This window comes from Paenibacillus sp. MT124 (genome assembly GCF_058792755.1).
On the sequence record NZ_CM179500.1, the window covers coordinates 5,336,943 to 5,357,684 of the forward strand.

A 20,742-nucleotide genomic window follows, 5' to 3' on the forward strand; every position below is an offset into this window, starting at 1 on the left:
GCTAAACACCTGTCCCTTCCGTATGAGGATAACGCACCCTTATCAGGGTTCCTTCTCCAAGCGTACTCTCTATCGTCATTCCAAACTCCGGTCCATACAGGTAGCGCAGACGACTGTGCACACTGCGCAGCCCAAACATTTGTCCTGATTCCTCTGGACGATCGAGCTCTTCACGAATTTCTGCCAATCGGGCAGGATCAATGCCTTTGCCATTATCTCTGACTTCCACCTGCAGCACATCTCCAATCTCCTCCACCACAATGGACAATTTGTTATCCGAGCGTTCCGTCTGGATTCCGTGCACGACATAGTTTTCAATGATCGGCTGCAGGGACAGCTTGACCACAGGATGTTGATTATGCACAGGATCCAATTGAATCGTATAGGTGAAGATATCCTTATAACGGATTCGAAAGAGTTCCAGATATAGACGGCAAGCCTCCATCTCATCCTTCAATGTATAGTTTTTCTTCTGTTGAACAAGGCTCTTGAAGAGCACCGATAAGCTGTAGATCATCTCACCAACATCCCTTGCCCCCTGGGAAATGGCTCTCATACGAATCACTTCAAGCGTGTTATAGAGAAAATGAGGATTAATTCTGGCCTGCAGAGCAACCAGCTCCGTCTCCTTTTGTTTGATCTCGGCCTTGTACACCCGCTCAATATACAGATTAAGTTCATCGAGCATATCGTTAAAGCTGTGCGAGATCTGCCCAAGCTCATCGTCACGGGTATCATCAATCCGTGCACTCAGATTGCCATACTTCACTTTCTGCGTAAATCGGATAATTCTCCGGGTCCGCTTCGCAAAGTTAATGATAAAAAACGCCGGCACGAGCACAGCAAACAGGGTACATACGGTGCTGATCGAAATAATGGTATTCCGAATACCTGCATAGGCCTCAGCCATCTCTTCCACAGGAACTGTGGCCACTATCACATAGCCCTGGTCTGCCGAGACAAACTTGTTTACATACATGTTTTTTTCCTTTTTCATCGAATCCATATCGGTCTGATCGAATAGCGAATCTGCAACTTCAACATAAGGATACTTCTTGCCGTAATAGTTGCTGCTGGAGTCAAATAACACGTTACCTTTGGCCGACAATACCACAATTTCTCCCTTAAAGTTGCTCTCATAACTATCAAGTGCATTTCCAATGCCTGCAGAGTCAAAAAAAACGAGGAATTGCCCCAGATTCCGCAGCGTCTGTGTATTGTTGATGGGAACACGAATCGCGTACAGATCCGGGCTCCATTCATTGATCTCTTTGCGAATCCAGTAGTTGGGTGCACTGATATTAGGCGTCTCCATGGCCATCACGTCAGGAATATAGGAATGGGCAGCACTCGTGTCCAGCTTCTTGAATTGCTTATTGGGGCTGAACATGGACATGTCCTGGCGCTCTGCACTATATAACATCAACTGATGAATGTCCGCGTTTCGATCCATGATATTCTGGAAATGTTTCAGTACATCTGCGGAATAGTCATCCTGATTGGCGTAATATCCATTGGTGAGATGCTGGACATAATCTGCATAGGTGTGGCTCATCAGATAGGAGATATTGGCTGACAGTGCCTCGTTCTGATGCATATCTCTCACCATATTTTGCACGGACTCATACTGCTGATGAATATATCGGTCCACACTTTCCATCGCAGCCTTTTGGATAGCCAGCTCACGGCGGATGGTAGAATCGGACACCGATAGAAAAATGATATACGACAGCGTAATAATCGTCACAATCGAAATCATCGAGAAAATAAACAGCATTTTCATAAACATATTATTTTTGAAGAAATTATTGTAAACGCTAACAATTTTCAAATCGCATGTTCCCCCCGATGCGGCTTGTCCTGTCTGAATTATATCATTTGCCTTCTGACATTAACTTCCCACCTTGAACTTTTCTTTAGTTTATACCTGCCTTTCTTTAATTTCGCCCTATTTGAAAATGCTTTCATGCTCTATCGTTAACCATAAGTTTATATTTGTGTAAACGAATACCTTACATTCAGTCCACTTGAAGGAGGAACAGCATGACAAGCAAACTCAAACCGAAAGGCATCATTCCCAAGGTAACTGCACTGGCCATCACATCAGCCCTGGTCGGCCAGTTGGTCGCCTCATCTGTCTATGCAGGGGATACACTTCCCTACACAGGTGACAGTGCCAAAGGCGCCAATCAGCCTTATCAGCATGGCTACACCTCTGCACAGATTCTGAATTGGACACCCGAGAGTGACATCTATGGAGAACTGCTCCGTGCACATGTACCTTTACAGCCGCGAAATGATGCTTTTGCCGCCACACAGGCCTACCCCGAACTTAGTCCGGATACCCAACTCTTTACGATGAGTGGTGACTACGGCAATGCGTTCTTCGATAGTACCCCTTATACGAACGAATTCAGCCAGTATCTGTTTAATTATTGGCAATATACAGACTATTACAGCTACTGGCATGGCATGGCTTCTGCCGGAGTGCCAGAAGAGCTGTATGACCCGAACAAGGAGTGGACAGAGCGATATTTCGAGTTCGGTATTCTGAACATTCCGAACCCGGCTTACACCAATGCCGCGCATAAAAACGGCGTTCGTTCCATTGCCAACATTTTCTTCTCTGACAATGACCGTGGTCCCCAAACGTACAAGCAGATGCTCGTACAGGATGAAGACGGCAATTTCCCGGTCGCTGTCAAATTGGCCGAGATGGCCAAGTACTATAATTATGATGGATACTTCTTCAATCAGGAAGAGGTAGCGAGGGGCGTTGCGCCTGAAGACATTCCATCCTACAAAAAATTCATGAAATATTTAAGAGATCAGGGTCTCTATGTTCAGTGGTATGACTCAACCATTAATACGACAGGACAGATACAATATCAGAATGAGTTTAACGAACTCAACAGCCCCTTCGTACAGGATACGGCTCTCGGCAGGGTTTCGGATTCCATTTTTCTGAATTATGTCTGGAACCATGAGATGCTGCAGGATTCACGTGATCATGCCTTCAGCCTTGGCCTGGATCCACTGGAAACCGTCTTTGCCGGCGTTGAAGGCGGCCATGACCGGTTTGGACGGTGGAAACAGCTCTATGACCTGCGCAACAATTTGAATGAGAACGGTCAGCCGATGAACAGCATAGCAACGCTCGGTGCAGATTTTACCCATAATGCCCTTGACGAAGAGATGGGCGATGGAAGCACCAATCACAGGGCTGAAGACGAGTATCAGTGGATGACCTTTGTACGCGATCGTGCCTGGTGGTCTGGACCGAATCAGGATCCTACCGAAGCCCGCCGCAATGCATCGGTTGATCTGTCGGATGTCTACGCTTCTGGCGCCAATTGGGACGGCATAGCCGCCTACCTTACGGAACGTTCCGTCGTTCATGGTTCAAACTTTGCTACGAACTTCAATACCGGACATGGTCTGCAGTATTATGAAAACGGGAAAGTATCCAATGATACCGAATGGTCCAACATCAACATCCAGGACATCCCTGTCACCTGGCAGTGGTGGATGGATAGTGAAGGGGACAAGCTGAGTGTTGATTTTGACTATGGCCCAACCTATGAAAAAGGTGCCCGTTACCAGTACGATGCCATTGGGGCCTTCAATGGCGGCAGCTCTCTTGTCGTTAACGGTGATCTGAACGCGGAGAACTTCCTGCGTCTGTATAAAACGGATCTGTCGGTTAATGCGAAGTCTACATTGGAACTCACTTATAACAAACCATCGAAGAGCGATAAGTCCACCCTGCAAGTCGGTTTAATTCTCGAAGATGATCCATCCCATGTGGTCAAAGTCAATGTTCCGAATTCAGGCAAACAAACGAAAGGCTGGACAACAGCTTCCCTGGATTTGAGTGCCTATGCGGGCCAAAACATTGCGGCTTTCGGACTGGTATTTGACCCAAATGGAAACACAATTGAAGATTATCAGATGAACATCGGTGAAATCCGTATCTTCGATGGATCTGCGGCCAAACCAGATACTCCTACAGGTTTCCACATCGCCAAGTCTCTGACCAATACAGATGAACTTGTTGTGGAATGGGATATGGAAGACTATTCGAAGGTTAAGCAATACAATTTATATGAAAATGGATCCTATGTTGGCGGAATATATGATTCCACCTATTACATTAAATCTTTGAAGAATCGCTCTGGTGAGCTGTCCATCCGTGCCGTAGGCGCAGATGGCCGTGAGAGTGAGCCTGCAACCCTGTCCTATAATTTGGATGCAGCCGTTCAGGATATCCAAGTGAAATTTAACAAACAGGGCGACGCCACTGTCAGCTGGAAATACCCTAAGAAAACCAAAGGCAAGGAAGCGATCGAGCTCACCCTGCAAACCGAATATACGAATGAACCTTTCACAAAGACCGTTCAGGTCAAGAAAGGAAAATCTTCAGCTGTCCTGACGGGATTGCCAACAAATGGTGAACACTACGTGCTCAACATTGCCATAGGCAAGCAGCAACCAGTTACATTGACTGGACAACTGGCTGATCATCAGATTACACCATACGCGAAGGAAAAGGTTACGGTAAATGATGGAAAATACACCCTCGCCCTGCCTGATCTGGAGGACTGGTACAAGATCTATGTTTACGAAAATGAAGTACCTCGCGAATTCGGGGTGACTTACGTTACGCAAAAATTCCCGTATATTATCCGGGGAAGAACCAAGCTGAGTGAGATGACCTTCACACCAGCTTCCAGCAGCAGCTCGCTCAAGCTCGTGATCGAAGATTATGCCGGCAATAAAGCAACGACCATCTTAAGATAGCCATTTCAGCAGGTTAACGGTTAACCTTGCTAAGGATATAAGTCAAGATAAGATCGGTCATTAGAATGTTCCAAATAGTGTAACCCTAGACTGTATTACTTGCAAAAAGGCGAGCTCCTTTTAATAAGGGGCTCGCCTTTTGTCTTTAGTGAAAATAGTACTATATTTATGAAGTTCCTTTTTGCTTGCTCGCCTGCATCTGCTGGGCAAATCGCATCATCTCTTCGAACTCTTCCTCGGATACTCCATCGCTTTCAGCGGCAACATCCTGAACAATCGGGATTTCGGGTTTGGCTTTGGCTCCTTTGCCGTATGTACGGGAACGGGTTCCGGCTGCACCAGCAGCCTGCTTGCCTTTTACCTTGGCCTGGTCACGAATATATTGGACTGCCTTCTCATATGAATTGACCTGCTTCAGCAGCATATTGGAAGCGATCGCTTCAACGAAATTACGGTTAATCCGCTGTTCTCCGCCTGACACAAGGAGCTGCATCAAGTAATGGATAAGAACATTAATGACTTCACCAGGCAGCTTATAGCTCAGATCAATTTTCTCAAAGATATCGACCAGATTATCAGGGACGGCTCCTGGGAAAAACGTCTGTAAAAGCCGTGTATATGGTTCGTTACGAAGCATCATATTGTATTGGTGAATATCGCATTTGGTTGCAAACTGCGGTGGAACCTCCACATAGTATTCCATCTGCACCACATGTTCCACTGGGGGTTCCCCGGAATCGCTCTGCTGCTCAGGCTCGTCCAGATGCTGCCTCAGTGCGACCACTTTGGCTGCCTGTACGGTCTGCTGCTCCTGACGTTTCTTCGTCTGACGGAACTGCAAGCTTGCCTTATGCTGAAGATCGTCCAACATCAGCTGTCCTTGCGGACTGAAAATATCATCCTCATCCAGTAAACGGCACACGTCCTGCACACTGAGATTGAACTTATTTACCACATAATTCACAATGCCCAGCTGCTCATGATCAAACCGGAGTTTTTCCACATGACGACGGTTCACTGACTCGCGCGGAAAACGCAAAATAATGTCGGCGTAGTTTAACGTAAGCTCTTCCGCCGCGACACTTGTCCCATTCCGCTGAGCGGATGTGGATACTTCCGAGAGCGCCTGCTCCAGCTCGTAATCTATCACATGCGTATTCAGTTCGAATATATCGTAAAAAGGAACCGAGATATTTTCTTTACTCGCCGCAGGATAAGGTGCGTCCCCGTTCTCTACTGCCGAAAATCCCGAACGCAGGGAGAGAACAGCAAACTTGCCAATCTTGTCACGAAGCAGCAGTGTCAAATGCTGTGTACGGAAGAATTCTGCCGGTGACAGCGGTGGCTGCAGCTCATATTCATAGATGTAATCATCATTCTCCGGAATGTAAAGGCGCGACGTCTGAAGCAATCCGACCGCTTCCAGCTTGGAAGCCTGCTCCACCAAATACTTGCGGCCCTTTTCACTGGGCTCGAGTCCAAGTGTCATGAACAATTTTCGCTGCTGTTCAAGGGGTGAGTAACCGACCTGTTCACCGGGAAGATGCTGAAACAACAGCCGATACAAGCCAATTGCGAAAGCACCTACCATGGGCTGATATGCCCCGGTAAGCATACGGTCGTCCAGAGCACTAAGTCCAAACTCCCTGTATACGCAGTAGCGATGATGTTCAGTGTAATGCAGCAAATTCTTCATGCGCATGGCTTGATCTCCTTCTCCCCAAAAGTGTGTTTATCTATTCTATCATAAATGCCTGATCTTCAAATGTTCAAAAACAGGTAAAAAGATGGCCTGTTCTCGCTCCGTTTCGTCCTAGGTCGACAGCATTCACGTTTTCGCAGAGTTGCTAGAATACTATAAAAGCTCCAGCCATATAAAACAAGTGAAACTATTTAGAAATGGTTATCCACATGTGTATGCAGCTCAGCGGTTCGTTTATGTCTATTTTCATTACATATGACAAAAAGCCCTCCCTTTGCTCGCGTAAGCGGTTACGAGAAAGGCAAGACTCTTTGTTTCCATTAGCCATGGCAGTCAGGGCAAGATATGAAGCTCAGCCGGTTAAAACATTTTATACCCGCCCAGTCGAAGTTTGCGAATGGTCCAACCACTGATTATTGCGCCTGCGAGCCCAGCCACACCGGTCAGATAATCGACGATCTGGAACGAGCCCAGATGGGTCATCAGTGAAGCCGTGTGATCCCACAAGGAATACACCACGACAGGCAGGATTACAATGATGAACAGGTAAGAAGGAAACCAGGTAGTCTTCATCAACATATTCAGAATGAAACCGATCCCAAACATCATCACGAAAAATAACACCATTAATACCAGCACAGGTATAAACTGCATCGGGTGACGTTCACCTCTTCTTATGAACTAAGGGCTTATTTTGCATAACTTACTGTATTTTCTTCTCTGGCTAGTAGATAGTGTACCGCAAAAAATGTGGCGAAGCAACGAACTTTCTGGATAAATCCTCCTATATTCATGTTCTCTTCATTTGCCCTTGTGCTCGGTGTTGGGATACAATGTAAACGATATAGTTTTTCTTAACCGTCCCTCATGGGATTTGGAAATATAAACTGCAGGAGGAACAGAACCAATGAACGAAGCTGCATCAACACTGGAGGGCTGGTATGCCCTGCATGACTTTCGCTCAATTAACTGGGCCGCTTGGAAAGCAGCCGATGACGAGGAACGTGCCGTAGCACTGGACGAGCTTCAGGAGTTTTGGAAAGAATGGAAGGATGTCGAAGATTCCTCAAAAGGAAGCACTGTGGTCTATACTGTAGTCGGCCAAAAGGCTGACCTTGTCATGATGCACCTGCGTGAAACACTTGAGGACCTCAAGGCCGTCGAGAACGCGTTCAACAAAACGATGTTTGCACAATACACTACCAAATCGTATTCCTACGTCAGCGTCGTGGAACTGAGCAACTATCTTGGCAAAGAAGGCGAAGATCCGATGCAAAACCCGGAAATCGTTGCACGTCTCAAGCCGGTATTGCCGCAGCGTCAGTACATCTGCTTCTACCCAATGAACAAAAAACGCGACTTGGCCGACAACTGGTATATGCTGTCCATGGACGAACGCCGCAGCATGATGCGCAGCCATGGCATGATTGGTCGCAGCTATGCGGGTAAAGTTAAACAGATCATTACCGGATCCGTTGGTTTCGACGATTGGGAATGGGGCGTTACCCTGTTTGCAGACGATGCACTCCAGTTCAAAAAACTGGTTTACGAAATGCGGTTTGATGAAGTTAGCGCTCGTTATGGCGAATTCGGTTCGTTCTATGTGGGAAGCCTGCTGGGCGAAGGTTCGCTGGAAGACATGTTGAAACTGTAAGTAAAACACAAAGCACCGATGACACTCCCCAAGGGGAGAGTCATCGGTGCTTTTTTTATGGTATTCATTTTATTCAGAAATGTTCAAACTCCGAATTAGTCCCGGTCCTCTTCTTCTTCCATTGCCTTGAGGGATTCCAGAAACTCGGCCGTGGCCCGGTCACGATCCCGTCCCTTTTCCTTCAACCGCTCAATTGCAGGCAGGATAAGAATGTCCACTTCCTTTTGCACAATATAAGCCAGGTCATACTGGTTCTGCTCCTCCAGATAACCACCTACCTGCATCAGGGCGTTATAACGATCCAGCTCATCACGCGTAAGCAGGCCGCGAACTTGAACACTGCAATGTCTCATCCAAAAAACCGCCCCTTCTTCAGCACAAGCGGGATTCCACCGATGATGAACAAATACCGGAGATCCACCAGTTTCTTCAGCTGGGCAGCTTTCCAGCCCTTGTATTTTTTACCCCCAACCACAGCAATGGCCTCCCCTTTACCGAGCGAAGCAACCGTTCCCTTGCTGGTAAACACAAAGGGCTGTGGCTGTTTTTTGCGAATGGCAGCGACAACGTTTTTGGCGCAGTTCACACCTTGCTGCATGGCAATCTGGGCTGTTGGTGGATATGGACGTCCTTCCCCGTTAAATACGAGTGAATTGTCACCAATAACATAGACATGCTCATGTCCCGGAGCTCGCAAATATTCGTCCACTTTTACCCGGCCGCGCATCACTTCGAGGCCAGCCTGTTCAAGCAGCGCGTTACCGCGGATTCCACCGGTCCATACCACCGTGGCAGCATCAATTTTTTCACCTTCACCCACAATGACACCATCCGGCAAGCATTGCTTGATCGGAACACCGATTTTGAAGGTTACGCCTTTCTTCTTGAGCACATTCATTGCATGCTCTACCAGCTCCGGATCGAAGCCAGGCAGGGCTGAAGGCGCTGCCTCTACGTTGTAAATATGAACATTTTTGGGATTAACGTCGAATTCCTTGCACAACTGCGGAATGCGGTCAGCAAGCTCCGCCACAAACTCAACTCCGCTGAAACCTGCTCCGCCCACTACAAAACGAATGCGGTTACGTTTGTTATCGTTTTTGTACATGGCAAACTGATATTCGATATGCTCACGAATGAGTCGTACCGAGTTGATGCTGCGAATGGTCATGGCATGATCCAGCATGCCCGGAATACCGAAGGTCTCCGGTTCACCGCCGAGTCCAATAATCAGATAGTCATAAGATAACGTTCCATCTTCCAAAATGACCTTGCGATCCTGCAGTCGTATCTCCTTCACCGACGACTTGACCAAATCAATCTTGAATTCATCAATCAGCTTGGAAATCGGCACCCTCGCATGCTCAATCGAATCCGTACCGGCTGCTGGCATATGTAGGTGTGTTGTAATATAGTGATAATCATGCCGATTCACCAATGTGACGTCGGCTTCATTATAATTTAATTCCTTCTGCAGCCGCTGGGCTGTTAAAATCCCGCCATAGCCCGCGCCGAGAATGACGATTTTGGGAATGCTGCTCATGTCTTAACCCCTTCCGGTTTCACTCACATCATCTACTTTTACAACATTTTGTATCTTCATTCGGGTAGCATACTTCAGCTGTAGTACTTACTACAAAATATGGATGAGGTCTTATCCATATGACGACAAATGTTAACTTCACGAATTTATTTGAATATTTTGTATGTACATGTCCAATTAAAGTTGTGAAATTATACACAAGAATCAACAAATTACAGGTCTTGTCTTCGTTTTACAAATTGGCTTTTTTTTAGACAAAAAAACACATAGTACAGGTCAAGAATATCTGTATTTCTGGTAAATATCAAGGTTTTTTTTGTTATCTTTCATAACCTTTCATTTCCAATTTCATCCTATTCTCACCTGATCTTCATCAATTGTTCCCATGTTAGTCCCGTTACCAACTTTGCAACCCAGTTTACACCGTTTATAATGAGAAAGACAGTTCAGCAACAAACGCTGGCTACATGAGGTATCCGGCTACATTATTTCTGTTAACTACCTATTAAAATAAGAAAGGTGTTGTTGATTCTTGACTGCACAAACTGCCGGTCATGACATGACCGATTTACTTATTATTGGTGGCGGCCCTGCGGGTCTGTTTGCCGCATTTTACGGAGGGATGCGTCAGGCATCCGTTACTCTGGTTGAAAGCATGCCACAACTTGGCGGACAATTGGCTGCGCTGTATCCCGAAAAATACATTTATGACGTTGCAGGGTTCCCCAAAGTGACGGCTCAGGAACTGGTAAACAATCTGATTGAGCAGATGAGTCACTTTAACCCGAATATTCGTCTTGAGGAGAAAGTAGTATCCGTTGAAAAACTGGACGAGCGTCATTTCATCGTTAAAACCGATGTAAACGAATATCATGCCAAAGCTGTAATCATCACTGCCGGTGTCGGTGCTTTCGAACCACGTCGCCTGGAACTTGAAGGTGCAGCCAAGTTCGAAAAATCAAACCTGCATTACTTCATCAGTGATCTGAACGCTTTTGCCGGCAAAAAAGTACTCATCAGTGGTGGCGGTGACTCTGCCGTAGACTGGGCACTTATGCTGGAACCAATCGCAGAACAAGTAACCCTGATCCACCGTCGTGACAAATTCCGTGCACATGAGCACAGTGTGGAGAACCTGATGAACTCCAAAGTCAACGTGGTTACGCCTACGGAGATTACAGAACTGCACGGGGATGAAGCTATTACCAAAGTCACGCTGTCACACGTCAAAACCAAAGAAACACAAGAAATTGACGTTGATGCCGTGATCGTCAACTTTGGATTTGTATCATCGCTCGGGCCTATTGCCGAGTGGGGTATTGAAATTGATAGCAACTCCATCGTTGTTGACTCCCGTATGGAAACATCCATTCCAGGCATTTTTGCCGCCGGGGATATTACAACATATCCAGGCAAGCTGAAGCTGATCGCTGTTGGGTTTGGTGAAGCACCAACCGCTGTTAACAACGCGAAGGTTTACTTCGATCCGGATGCAAAGTTGTCCCCAGGACACAGCAGCAACATGAAACGATAGTTTTACGCGAATCACATAAAAGGTACAAAAAAGGGTATCTTACTCCTGAACATTCAATATCAGGAGGGATACCCTTGTCTTATATATGCCCGCTGTGTAACGGTCTGGTTGTACCGGAGCAGGCTTGTCCCCACTGCCTTCAGGGACTGTCAGAATGCGGCAAATTGGAAGATTACACCGGACCGTACAGCCCCTATTCGTTACAGAATTCCATGATAGAGGAAGACGGAAACGAAAACGGTTGCATGCATATGTTGTACTGTCACCATTGTCATACCAGCACCCTCTGGTCTGTAGCACAATGGGACATGTCCGGAAACCTGTAACATTGCCTGCAATGAGGATCTCTAGTGAAGAATGGCAGATACGTCGGTACCCAGTTTGCGCTTATGGATTTCTGCCAATAGCAGCGCGATGAAATCTCTCTCGAGATTAAGCTCAATCGCCTTATGGTAGGAATCCAATAACATCTCATCGGATAACATAGCCATTTCCCGCCACAACCTTTCCTTTTTTTTCCTCAAAACTATCATATCAGAGATTTATAAAGAGAACAAGCGTTCTGTTATCCACAAGGTTTTGTGGAAATCCTGTGCATAGGTTGTTGATAAATGGTAAAAATGTTGATTAAGCAACGTGGATAATGTGGACATTACTTATGCACAGGATCGTAACGTTTCTATTAGAACGAATGTGAGAGAATTTTTTTTAGCTTCAACTCATAGTTTTAAGACGTATTGCGAGTAAATTACCCAATTACATTTCATTTCAAACGTTTTCCAGAATATTTTCTCTATATGTTTATCGGTGTAATTTTGGTTTTTTTTATATTTTCCCACTATTTTTATTGGGGTCTGGTGTTCACTTCCAAAATCCATATCTTCCCGGAGTGATCGAGCCCATAATCGAAACCGAGTTGACCTACACCTGGAAAATGCCTTTCCATAATCTGAGTGCATGTCAACGTCAATGAACGCATCTCCCGGCGTTTATGTCTGGTGGATATATGAGGGAGGGATAACCCAAGTGCCCTTCTGCCTTGCAGCATCGTCCCGCCTTTGCTCAGATTGGTTACACACAATCCGGGACGAGCCAAGCGCCCTACCATGGAACGGAAAACCCAGCCTCGCTCGGTTTTGACGACTTTCACCCTGTAATCCACAGGCCTGCCTTGTATCGTTGCCAAATGAATTCCCTGTTGGATCAGGTATCTCCGTCTGACTTTAATCCGTACCAGCGAGCGATACATCTGGCCGTAGTTGGTAAATGTACGTGTAACTTTCATATGCGTATAGCGGTAGTTCCCCCCGCTTGTGGATACCCTGATAACACCATAACCTCCGCCACCGACTACAGGTTTGATATACACCATTCCATAACGGCTGAGCATGTGCAGCAGATTTCTTGAATTAAATGCCATCGTCTGCGGGATATGGACAGCTGCTATCGGATATTTTATCAGTGCCGCCGTCTTCAGCCATTTGCTTGCAAGCTGTCTTGACATGGGTTGATCTCCTTTCCTGAACAATGGTCCTTCCATATACATACTCAACAGAAGCCGTCCCCTCTTGGATGTCTGTCCAAGGCGGTTGCCCCTTTTCCGCAAGAAGTGTCTATAGGCTTGTTTATAGAAAGGCACACACGCCTGGTTCACTTTTCAAACGCATCAATCTGTCGTATGCTACTAAGGAATGTAATGGAAAGGCTTAAATATGAGGATCTAAGGAGCGTTCAGAAAATATGGAAGCATTTTTCAAATCACTGTATGGCGTAGCCTATGTCGCAATGTCCATCGTGCTGGTCGCCGTCACAGTACTTCTTTTCGTTACAGGTATTCGGCTGTTTATGAAGAAACGCAATCGCGGTTTTGCCGTAAGCTGCATACTGTTTGCCTGTTTCATTGTCTTCATTATTGTGGTAATGCTGACCACGCCCTTCTCCTCCACCCCTCCAGGTTCACCGGAAGCCATGGCTGCCCTGCTGCAGCTTGGGTAGAATACCTGTCTAGAAGGAGATGCATATGAACTCAAAAGGAACTCTCGGCATTATCGATATTGGCTCCAACTCCATTCGTCTCGTCATTTACGAATTGGATCATGAAGGAGCCTACCGGATCATTCATGAAGATAAATATGCTGCGCGCCTCAGCAACGTGGTTGAAGAGGATGGCCAGATCCTACGTCATTCGCTGGAACAGGCCATCACCGTCTTGCAGCAATTCAAGGCTACTTGTGACGCATTCCAAACGAAAGTCATTCGTGCTGCGGCTACAGCTGCCATTCGCAATGCACGCAACGCTGCTCAGATCATTGGCTGGCTTGAAGAGGAGACTGGACTTGAGATTGAATGTGCCTCCGGAGATCAGGAAGCGTATTACGGCTTTCTTGGGGTTATTCAGTCCATTGATCTGCAGGATGGCTATGTCGTGGATATCGGTGGCGGCAGTACGGAAGTAACCGTATTCCGGGATCGCAAAAGACTCCACAGTATCTCACTGCCCATTGGTGCCGTAAACTCGCATGCCAGGTATGGCGGGGAGGATTCCTGGTCTGAAGCAAATGTTGCTGCGCTGTGTAATGATGTCATTCAGGCACTGAAGGATCAGGATTGGGTCCGTCAGCATCCAGGTCTTCCGCTCATCGGTCTTGGAGGTACCATGCGTACTCTGGCCAAAATTGAGCAAAAAAGAACACAATACTCGTTACCCGTAACTCACCACTACGAGATCAACGCTTCAGCCATGGAAAACCTGGCCAAATCACTGCCTTATCTCACATCAGGTCAGCGCAAAAAGGTCCCTGGTCTGGCGAAGGATCGTGCTGACATCATTGTGCCCGGTGTTCTGATTCTCAGAACAGTCTTCGACATTCTTCAGGGAGATCGTTATGTCGTAAGCGGAGCAGGATTGCGTGACGGCATTTTGCGTGATCTGATGGCCCCGCACCGGCCAGCCTCTCCTACTGCACTGGAGGACAGCATCCGCAACTTCATTCATTTTGGCCCGCCAGTTCCCGAGAAGAAGCTGAAACGAATCCATCAGGATGCAACCGTGCTCTATGAGGCATTGGATGGGGACGCACCCAAGCCAGCAGATGCACGAATCCTGTATACCGCCTGCATGCTTCATGGGGCAGGAAAACAGATCAATTATTTCCGTTATCCCCAGCACTCGGCGTATTGGATTATGAATGCGGGCATATACGGACTTTCCCACCGGGAGACCGTGCTGACAGCTATCGCAGCCGATTATCATCCCAAAAAAAGAACGCCCCAGCTGCTGAATAAGCACCGGGACATTCTGAAGGATTCCGATGAACGGCACGCTCACCGATTGGGCTCCATCTTGCGCATAGCCGAGGCCATTCATCGTTCGGAGCGAGTCTCTGCGATACGTGTAACCAAAGAAAACGGCTCGCTGCAGATCAAACTCATCTGCTCAGCCGAGCCGTTACTGGAAATGCATGGCCTGGAAGAGGCCTCCAAGGATCTGGAAGAAGCTTGGGACGTTAAGTTGACATACTCCACTCTGCAGGCTTCCAAGGAATAATGCCCATTGCCTCCGTCTGACTTCTCAGCGGGGGCTTTTCGTTTTCCACAAAGACATAATTGCCCCCAGGCATCAATTCCCTTGCCTTCACATTGTCATTTAGGGACAGATTCAGGATGTCGACAAGCATCTTCTTGAGTGACGGATCAAATACCGGGCACATCAGCTCAATTCTCCGTTTCAGATTCCGGGTCATCCAGTCTGCACTGGAGATATATACATCCGGGTTCCCGCTATTCTCAAAGTAAAACAGGCGAGAGTGCTCCAAAAATCGATCCACGATACTAATCACCCGAATATTTTCGCTGAGTCCCTCAACACCTGGGCGAAGGCAGCACACCCCGCGGACAATTAAATCGATCTGTACACCTGCCTGGGATGCAACATATAATTCATCAATCATATCCTGGTGAGATAACGAGTTGATTTTGGCAATAATGCGGGCCCGTTTCCCCTTAAGTGCATGCTCTGTCTCCCTCCGTATGAGTGAAAACAGTTCATCTTTCATGCCATCCGGAGCAACGCGGAAAGCCTGCATGGCCTTCGGTCCCGAATAACCGGTTATTTCATTAAAGAGCTCCGATGCATCTTCACCAATGATCGGATTGGAGGTGAACAGTCCTACGTCAGTGTAAACCTTCGCCGTACTCTCGTTATAATTGCCTGTTCCAACGTGCACATAACGTCTTAAGCCATTCTGTTCCCTGCGCACAACAAGAATAATTTTTGCATGGGTCTTCAAACCGACCAACCCATATACAACGTGGCATCCTGCCTTTTCCAGCTTGCGCGCCCACGCGATGTTGCGTTCTTCATCAAAGCGTGCCTTCAACTCCACTACAACGGTCACTTGTTTGCCACTCTCTGCTGCATGAGCCAGTGCCGGAATGAGACGTGAATCCCCGTTTACCCGGTACAATGTCATCTTGATTGCCATGACTCGTGGATCTTCCGATGCCTCAAGGACAAAATCAGTAACTGGTTCGAATGATTCATAAGGATGATGAACAAGTACGTCCCGTTTGCGCAGCAGTTCAAAATGGCTCTCCCGCGGTAAAAATTCCGGTGGATACACCGGCTGAACCGGGCTATATTTCAAATGAGAGAAGCCTTCGATGCTGTCTACAAATCCAGCCAGGAAACTCAGATCCAGCGGACCATCAATTTCATATACCGGATCCTGAATCTCGAATTCCTCCTGCAATTCAAGCAGTGCATCCGCACGAAAATCCTTACGCACTTCCAGCCGGACCGGAGCTCCCCGGCGACGACGCCGCAATTCCTTCTCGATGGCTTCCAGCAAATCCTCCGCTTCCTCTTCATTAATGGAAAGGTCCGCGTTACGGGTCAGCCTGAATTCCTGCACAGCCAGCGGAATATATCCGCTAAACAGGGTATGTGTATGATGTTTAATCAAATCTTCTATTAATATGAATGTTTTCTTTTTGCTGTTTGCACGCAGAGGTACGGGAACGACACGCGGCAGATTCGAGGGGACCTGAACGATCGCAAAAAACGGTTCATCCTCCTGCTCCTCTTCCTTCTGAAGCATCACGGCGAGATAGACCGATTTATTATGCACCAGTGGAAATGGACGGCTCTGATCCACGGCCATGGGTGTCAATACAGGGAAAATAATATCATGGAAATATTGATCCATTGCCCGTTGCTGTGTTCCATTAAGCTCGTTATACTCTTGTAGAACAACTCCCTTTTTGGCGAGCAGGCGAATCAATTCCCGATAGGTTTTATATTGCTCAGCCACCATGGCACCTGTTCGTTTGATCAATCTCCGATATAAACCGGACGGGGTGTATCCTGTGAAATCCTTTTGGGTAAATCCTGCTTTAATTTTCTCTTTTGTCTCTGCTACCCTTACACTCATGAACTCGTCCAGATTACTGGCTACAATTCCGAGAAATCTCAACCGTTCCAATAGAGGTGTGGTAGAATCCTGCGCCTCCTGAAGCACACGACGATTAAATTCAACCCAGCTTAAGTCACGGTTAACATAGTTGCCTGTTTTAATATCTCTATGCATGTATGGCCTCCGAATGTGTTGCATATCAATCCTTGTTTAGTTGGTTCTACTATAATTGTACTATCCGTGATTGGATACAAGCGTCATCGCAGTGTAAAAGCAGTGTAAAATTTATGTAAATGATACCTCATGACGATAACTTTTTCCATCCCTTTACAAAGTGCAGTAGACAGAGTAAAGTGAGGTACAGTGCGATTTGGTCCGGTTGCTGTTCTTCTTCCAAATACGTCGTTATTAAAGGAGTATATAATGAAATCAAATAAACCTAGAACGTTACAAAAAAATATAGAGTTTTTCACCGCTGCCCTGTCCCAGTGTGTCGTAACGGCATGGCAAGAAGACCCGGCTGGTGTATATTGCGAAGTGGGTCGCGGGATTGTCGAGCGGATCAGCGAAGACAGCGTGCGTATCCGTAACGAGAACGGAACGAAGAGTCATTATGCACGAGATATGACGATGTTCCAGACCGAAAAATAATTTGCGTTGATACGAAAAAAAGACTAGCTTTCCGAAACCAGGTGTTGTATACTCTTGCCACAAGGAAAGGAGGTGCGTCAACATTTCTAATCACATGTTGAACGTGTCCCTTACCCGATCCACTAGCTCAAATTAAATGAGACTGGTGGAGGCGCGGGATACGGATCAAGGTTTTAAAAAGCGCCACGGGTAGAAAAGCCGTCTTCGGACGGCTTTTTTTATTTGTCCTTTTTTGGGTAGGAGCGAATAGAATGAAATGAAAAGAAAATGAAATTTTCAAATTTTTCTTAACTTATTGTCAATTAATTTATCAAGTGTTATGATTCAAATAACACAATGATACATTATGTATCATAAATCGGAACACACTGGCTGTTAACCCTTGGTTGTATTTCAAAGGCTGTAACGAAAGGTGGGTTGTTAATACATACACGATACGCTTGCCTCAATAGACAAATAATCATTTTATAAATTGGAGATGGTGTAGACGTGAGTAAGAACCATACAATTCACGGGCTGCGTGGATTATGTGCACTAATGGTTTTTGTCGGACATGTTATATCCATGTCGATTAACGGCGGTTACCTTACCATGAACGAGCACGCTACCTTGGTCTTGGCAGAAATCGGTGTTGATGTTTTCTTCATGATTAGTGGTTATCTTATTGTGCAGAGTTTAGTGAAACACGGGAAGATTGGACAGTTTGTCTATAATCGCATCATACGAATCTATCCTGTGTATCTCCCCTTGCTTGTTATCATGTTTGTGGCAGGGCCTGTGATCCAATTTGATTGGTTGGCCAATTTGACGGCTTCGGAATACATTCTCAATTTCATTTATGGATTGTTCATGCTTCCAGGTGTTTTTCCACTTGAAGAAGCTGTTCGTAATGCAAGAACACTCAGTTATGAATTTGCGTTTTACCTGGTCAGCGTCATTTTCTTCGTATCACTCAGACCCTTAAACAATAAATACATGAAGTGGTTTTTAATCATACTGGGTCTTGCTATTACCTTGGCTGTCGTCATTCGCATGCCGCGGGCACTGTTCTTTCTCACAGGAGTTCTGGCCTATTATGCTAGTGAAAAGTTTAATTTCCTCCCCTCCAAGTTGCACTCGCTCTTAGCTTTAATCATCATTTATCTGGCTACATACTTCGGGGATATTTATTTTTCCATCATCTTCGGCGTATATTTCTTCTATCTGATCATCAAGGAACATGGGGTTTTATCGAATGTGTTGAGTACTCGCTTTTTCCAGTACTTCGGAACGATAAGTTACAGCTTTTATCTCCTGCATCCCTTTGCCCTATTTCCCTTCCAGCGTGTTATGGCGCGCTTCAATCTGCCTGATTATGTATTGGTAACCATCACATTTGTGGCCGGTCTGATTATCGCAACCTTAATCTCTCATATTTCTTATGAAGTCATAGAAAATCGCTTCACCAATCGTTATCTCAAACGCAAAAAACGTCCTGTTACACCTCATGTACCCACTCCATCGCCACAGACAACACCGGTTAGCTGAAGCAGAAGCTGCTGCTTATGAACAACCGTGCTCACTCATTTAGTACAGAACATATCAGAGGCTGTCCCAGTGCGGGGCAGCTTCCTTGCATATTTCCGATAAATCCATCAGAAGAATGGTTTAAAAAACAACCAAAATATTGGAAATAAACCCTGTAGCGGCACAGTTCTCCCGCCTATAATTAGATTGCAACTCATTCTAATATTCAGGGAGGAATATTTTAATGGTCAGATTTGTAAGGGGTTACAAAACTTCAATTGTCCTTGTTCTCATTTTGTTGTTCACTTCGATTATGCTGCCTGCAGGTCAGCATGCCAGCGCAGCTCCCAGCTTCGCCAAAGGGGCAGATATCAGTTGGGTACCGGGCATGGAAGCGCAAGGTTACAAGTGGAAAGACAAAAATGGTGTACAGCGTGACATTATTGATATTTTGAAAAATGATTATCAGATCAATTCGGTTCGTATTCGGGTGTTCGTTAATCCATCCAATGATTATGGCAACGGATATATGAATAAGGATCGCGCCGCAGCTTTGGCACAGCGGGCCAAGAATGCGGGCATGAGCGTCATGTTGACTTTACACTATAGTGATTCTTGGGCTGACCCTGGTCAACAAACCAAACCGGCTGCCTGGAAAAATTATACTTTCCAACAGCTGATGGATGCGGTATGGAATCATACACGTGATGTGATGACGGCCATGCAGAGCAAAGGGGTAACGCCTGACTGGGTGCAGATCGGTAACGAAACCAGCAACGGCATGTTATGGGAGGATGGCAAAGCTTCCACGAACATGAAAAATTACGCTTGGCTGGTGAACACGGGCCATAATGCCGTCAAGTCCATGAGCACTGGAACCAAAACAATCGTGCATCTGGCAGGCGGAGACGATAACGCACTGTATGTATGGAATATTGGTGGATTAATCAATAATGGGGCTAACTTTGATATGATTGCCATGTCCCTCTATCCTTCGGCTTCCGGCTGGAACACAGCGGTGACGAACACGGTGAACAATGCGAAAGACCTGATCAATCGCTACGGCAAAGAAATCATTATCTCCGAGATCGGCATGGACAATAACCAGGCTGCTGCAGGCAAAAGCTTCGTGGCCGCCATGAAAAATCAAATCCGCAATCTGCCAAACGGCAAAGGAAAAGGCGTATTTTACTGGGAGCCGCAAGCTACTCCAGGGTATAACGGTGGTTACGGCAAAGGCGCTTGGCAGTCGAATATGATGCCGACAGTGGTCATGGAAGGATTTATCGACTAGCCCGGTCGAGTATGTGAAAAGGCGCTGACCCCGGTGGGGCAGTGTCTTTTTTTACGATGCCTGGGCTGTCACCGTTGGTTTTTTGGCATGCATACGAATATAATAAGCTATAAGAGAACTTATCGTTTCTAGAGGAGGTTTAGGGATGAGCTTTTTAAAAGATTTAGGGCAGTTCGCAGGGGAAGTTACCGGCAAAGTAGTTGGCGGCAGCGTAAGGGTTGTCGGTGAGATCGCAGGCAGCCCCTTTATCAAGGAAGTTGGCAACGGTGTAGAGAAAGCTACGATGAACACAGGGAAAACGGTGGGACAATTAGCAAGTGGTACATATGATCTGGCCAGCGGTGCCATTCGAAAAGATGATGCTGCGGTCGAGGCAGGACTTGCCGATTTGGGAGATGCCGTGACCAACACGGCAAAGGGCGTTGCCGTTTCAGCCAAATATGTATATAACGGTGGCAAGAATGTTGTCGTAGGCATGAAAGAAGAAGATATGGACCGAGTGAAGCTTGGTGCCAAGCATCTTCTGGCGGCGGCTGCAGTGACTACTCTTGCCGTGGGTGTCATCGATGCCGTTGATGGTGCTGATGGAATGGATACGGCTAGCATTGTGGAGCCCACAGATATCACCTAATCCGCCGAAAATC

The 20,742-nt window shown here is 46.5% G+C and carries 18 protein-coding genes; 10 read left to right on the plus strand and 8 right to left on the minus strand.

Features of this window, described 5'->3' with window-relative positions; genetic code table 11:
• Window position 1: 1 nt before the first annotated feature.
• Window positions 2-1,831: a sensor histidine kinase gene (locus AC3RCI_RS24095; RefSeq protein WP_492526739.1), complete on the minus strand. Its 1,830-nt coding sequence runs from the start codon at window positions 1,829-1,831 to the stop codon at window positions 2-4.
• Window positions 1,832-2,043: 212 nt separating this feature from the next.
• Here AC3RCI_RS24095 and AC3RCI_RS24100 point away from each other — a divergent pair, with 212 nt between their 5' ends.
• On the plus strand, window positions 2,044-4,800 hold the full coding sequence (locus AC3RCI_RS24100) for an endo-beta-N-acetylglucosaminidase (RefSeq protein WP_492526741.1): 2,757 nt from the start codon (window positions 2,044-2,046) through the stop codon (window positions 4,798-4,800).
• A 166-nt stretch (window positions 4,801-4,966) separates the two neighbouring features.
• Here AC3RCI_RS24100 and AC3RCI_RS24105 read toward each other — a convergent pair whose 3' ends face one another.
• The gene (locus AC3RCI_RS24105; protein WP_492526743.1) at window positions 4,967-6,502 is read right to left on the minus strand and encodes a replication initiation and membrane attachment family protein; all 1,536 of its coding nucleotides are present in this window, start codon (window positions 6,500-6,502) and stop codon (window positions 4,967-4,969) included.
• A gap of 360 nt (window positions 6,503-6,862) precedes the next feature.
• Window positions 6,863-7,156 carry a YuiB family protein gene (locus AC3RCI_RS24110; protein ID WP_095292079.1) on the minus strand — a complete coding sequence of 98 codons (294 nt, stop codon included), beginning with the start codon at window positions 7,154-7,156 and terminating at the stop codon, window positions 6,863-6,865.
• Window positions 7,157-7,409: 253 nt separating this feature from the next.
• Between AC3RCI_RS24110 and hemQ the strand changes: the two genes are divergently transcribed.
• Window positions 7,410-8,156, plus strand: coding sequence for a hydrogen peroxide-dependent heme synthase (gene hemQ / locus AC3RCI_RS24115; RefSeq protein WP_154896404.1), 747 nt, complete (start codon window positions 7,410-7,412; stop codon window positions 8,154-8,156).
• Window positions 8,157-8,251: 95 nt separating this feature from the next.
• Here the strand turns inward: hemQ and AC3RCI_RS24120 are convergent, their stop codons facing one another.
• Window positions 8,252-8,509 (minus strand): hypothetical protein, encoded by a 258-nt coding sequence (locus tag AC3RCI_RS24120; RefSeq protein WP_095361278.1) that lies wholly within the window; start codon window positions 8,507-8,509, stop codon window positions 8,252-8,254.
• Window positions 8,506-9,699 (minus strand): NAD(P)/FAD-dependent oxidoreductase, encoded by a 1,194-nt coding sequence (locus AC3RCI_RS24125; RefSeq protein ID WP_095361277.1) that lies wholly within the window; start codon window positions 9,697-9,699, stop codon window positions 8,506-8,508. Before AC3RCI_RS24125 ends, AC3RCI_RS24120 begins: the two co-directional genes overlap by 4 nt.
• 559 nt (window positions 9,700-10,258) lie before the next feature.
• Here AC3RCI_RS24125 and AC3RCI_RS24130 point away from each other — a divergent pair.
• Window positions 10,259-11,233 (plus strand): NAD(P)/FAD-dependent oxidoreductase, encoded by a 975-nt coding sequence (locus tag AC3RCI_RS24130; protein WP_218029840.1) that lies wholly within the window; start codon window positions 10,259-10,261, stop codon window positions 11,231-11,233.
• A gap of 74 nt (window positions 11,234-11,307) precedes the next feature.
• Complete coding sequence (locus tag AC3RCI_RS24135; RefSeq protein WP_154896405.1) at window positions 11,308-11,559, plus strand: hypothetical protein; 252 nt, start codon at window positions 11,308-11,310, stop codon at window positions 11,557-11,559.
• A 21-nt stretch (window positions 11,560-11,580) separates the two neighbouring features.
• On the opposite strand, the gene AC3RCI_RS24140 is transcribed toward AC3RCI_RS24135, so the two are convergent.
• Window positions 11,581-11,724: a sporulation histidine kinase inhibitor Sda gene (locus tag AC3RCI_RS24140; RefSeq protein WP_017692430.1), complete on the minus strand. Its 144-nt coding sequence runs from the start codon at window positions 11,722-11,724 to the stop codon at window positions 11,581-11,583.
• A gap of 353 nt (window positions 11,725-12,077) precedes the next feature.
• On the minus strand, window positions 12,078-12,737 hold the full coding sequence (locus AC3RCI_RS24145; RefSeq protein WP_154896406.1) for a YheC/YheD family protein: 660 nt from the start codon (window positions 12,735-12,737) through the stop codon (window positions 12,078-12,080).
• A gap of 236 nt (window positions 12,738-12,973) precedes the next feature.
• Here AC3RCI_RS24145 and AC3RCI_RS24150 point away from each other — a divergent pair, with 236 nt between their 5' ends.
• A complete protein-coding gene (locus AC3RCI_RS24150; RefSeq protein ID WP_127538927.1) occupies window positions 12,974-13,228 on the plus strand; it encodes a hypothetical protein in 255 nt (84 codons plus the stop codon).
• 25 nt (window positions 13,229-13,253) lie between these two features.
• On the plus strand, window positions 13,254-14,780 hold the full coding sequence (locus AC3RCI_RS24155) for a Ppx/GppA phosphatase family protein (RefSeq protein ID WP_492472021.1): 1,527 nt from the start codon (window positions 13,254-13,256) through the stop codon (window positions 14,778-14,780).
• Here the strand turns inward: AC3RCI_RS24155 and ppk1 are convergent.
• Window positions 14,740-16,821 carry a polyphosphate kinase 1 gene (ppk1, locus tag AC3RCI_RS24160; protein WP_154896408.1) on the minus strand — a complete coding sequence of 694 codons (2,082 nt, stop codon included), beginning with the start codon at window positions 16,819-16,821 and terminating at the stop codon, window positions 14,740-14,742. The genes AC3RCI_RS24155 and ppk1 overlap by 41 nt on opposite strands.
• Window positions 16,822-17,070: 249 nt before the next feature.
• Here ppk1 and AC3RCI_RS24165 point away from each other — a divergent pair, with 249 nt between their 5' ends.
• From AC3RCI_RS24165 to AC3RCI_RS24180, 4 genes are all read left to right on the plus strand, one after another.
• The gene (locus AC3RCI_RS24165; protein ID WP_095292093.1) at window positions 17,071-17,298 is read left to right on the plus strand and encodes a hypothetical protein; all 228 of its coding nucleotides are present in this window, start codon (window positions 17,071-17,073) and stop codon (window positions 17,296-17,298) included.
• 489 nt (window positions 17,299-17,787) lie between these two features.
• Window positions 17,788-18,825 (plus strand): acyltransferase family protein, encoded by a 1,038-nt coding sequence (locus AC3RCI_RS24170; protein WP_492472022.1) that lies wholly within the window; start codon window positions 17,788-17,790, stop codon window positions 18,823-18,825.
• A 292-nt stretch (window positions 18,826-19,117) separates the two neighbouring features.
• Entirely contained in the window at window positions 19,118-20,098 is a 981-nt protein-coding gene (locus AC3RCI_RS24175; protein ID WP_397332805.1) for a glycoside hydrolase family 53 protein, read from the plus strand.
• Window positions 20,099-20,243: 145 nt separating this feature from the next.
• Window positions 20,244-20,729 (plus strand): hypothetical protein, encoded by a 486-nt coding sequence (locus AC3RCI_RS24180; RefSeq protein WP_492526745.1) that lies wholly within the window; start codon window positions 20,244-20,246, stop codon window positions 20,727-20,729.
• Window positions 20,730-20,742 lie beyond the last annotated feature (13 nt).

What these genes read in the sequence shown, in the direction of transcription:
- AC3RCI_RS24100 (WP_492526741.1), top strand. Translation starts at nt 2,044, where the DNA reads ATGACAAGCAAACTCAAACCGAAAGGCATCATTCCCAAGGTAACTGCA.
- AC3RCI_RS24105 (WP_492526743.1), bottom strand. Translation starts at nt 6,502, where the DNA reads ATGCGCATGAAGAATTTGCTGCATTACACTGAACATCATCGCTACTGC.
- AC3RCI_RS24110 (WP_095292079.1), bottom strand. Translation starts at nt 7,156, where the DNA reads ATGCAGTTTATACCTGTGCTGGTATTAATGGTGTTATTTTTCGTGATG.
- hemQ (WP_154896404.1), top strand. Translation starts at nt 7,410, where the DNA reads ATGAACGAAGCTGCATCAACACTGGAGGGCTGGTATGCCCTGCATGAC.
- AC3RCI_RS24120 (WP_095361278.1), bottom strand. Translation starts at nt 8,509, where the DNA reads ATGAGACATTGCAGTGTTCAAGTTCGCGGCCTGCTTACGCGTGATGAG.
- AC3RCI_RS24125 (WP_095361277.1), bottom strand. Translation starts at nt 9,699, where the DNA reads ATGAGCAGCATTCCCAAAATCGTCATTCTCGGCGCGGGCTATGGCGGG.
- AC3RCI_RS24130 (WP_218029840.1), top strand. Translation starts at nt 10,259, where the DNA reads ATGACCGATTTACTTATTATTGGTGGCGGCCCTGCGGGTCTGTTTGCC.
- AC3RCI_RS24140 (WP_017692430.1), bottom strand. Translation starts at nt 11,724, where the DNA reads ATGGCTATGTTATCCGATGAGATGTTATTGGATTCCTACCATAAGGCG.
- AC3RCI_RS24145 (WP_154896406.1), bottom strand. Translation starts at nt 12,737, where the DNA reads ATGTCAAGACAGCTTGCAAGCAAATGGCTGAAGACGGCGGCACTGATA.
- AC3RCI_RS24150 (WP_127538927.1), top strand. Translation starts at nt 12,974, where the DNA reads ATGGAAGCATTTTTCAAATCACTGTATGGCGTAGCCTATGTCGCAATG.
- AC3RCI_RS24155 (WP_492472021.1), top strand. Translation starts at nt 13,254, where the DNA reads ATGAACTCAAAAGGAACTCTCGGCATTATCGATATTGGCTCCAACTCC.
- ppk1 (WP_154896408.1), bottom strand. Translation starts at nt 16,821, where the DNA reads ATGCATAGAGATATTAAAACAGGCAACTATGTTAACCGTGACTTAAGC.
- AC3RCI_RS24165 (WP_095292093.1), top strand. Translation starts at nt 17,071, where the DNA reads ATGAAATCAAATAAACCTAGAACGTTACAAAAAAATATAGAGTTTTTC.
- AC3RCI_RS24175 (WP_397332805.1), top strand. Translation starts at nt 19,118, where the DNA reads ATGCTGCCTGCAGGTCAGCATGCCAGCGCAGCTCCCAGCTTCGCCAAA.
- AC3RCI_RS24180 (WP_492526745.1), top strand. Translation starts at nt 20,244, where the DNA reads ATGAGCTTTTTAAAAGATTTAGGGCAGTTCGCAGGGGAAGTTACCGGC.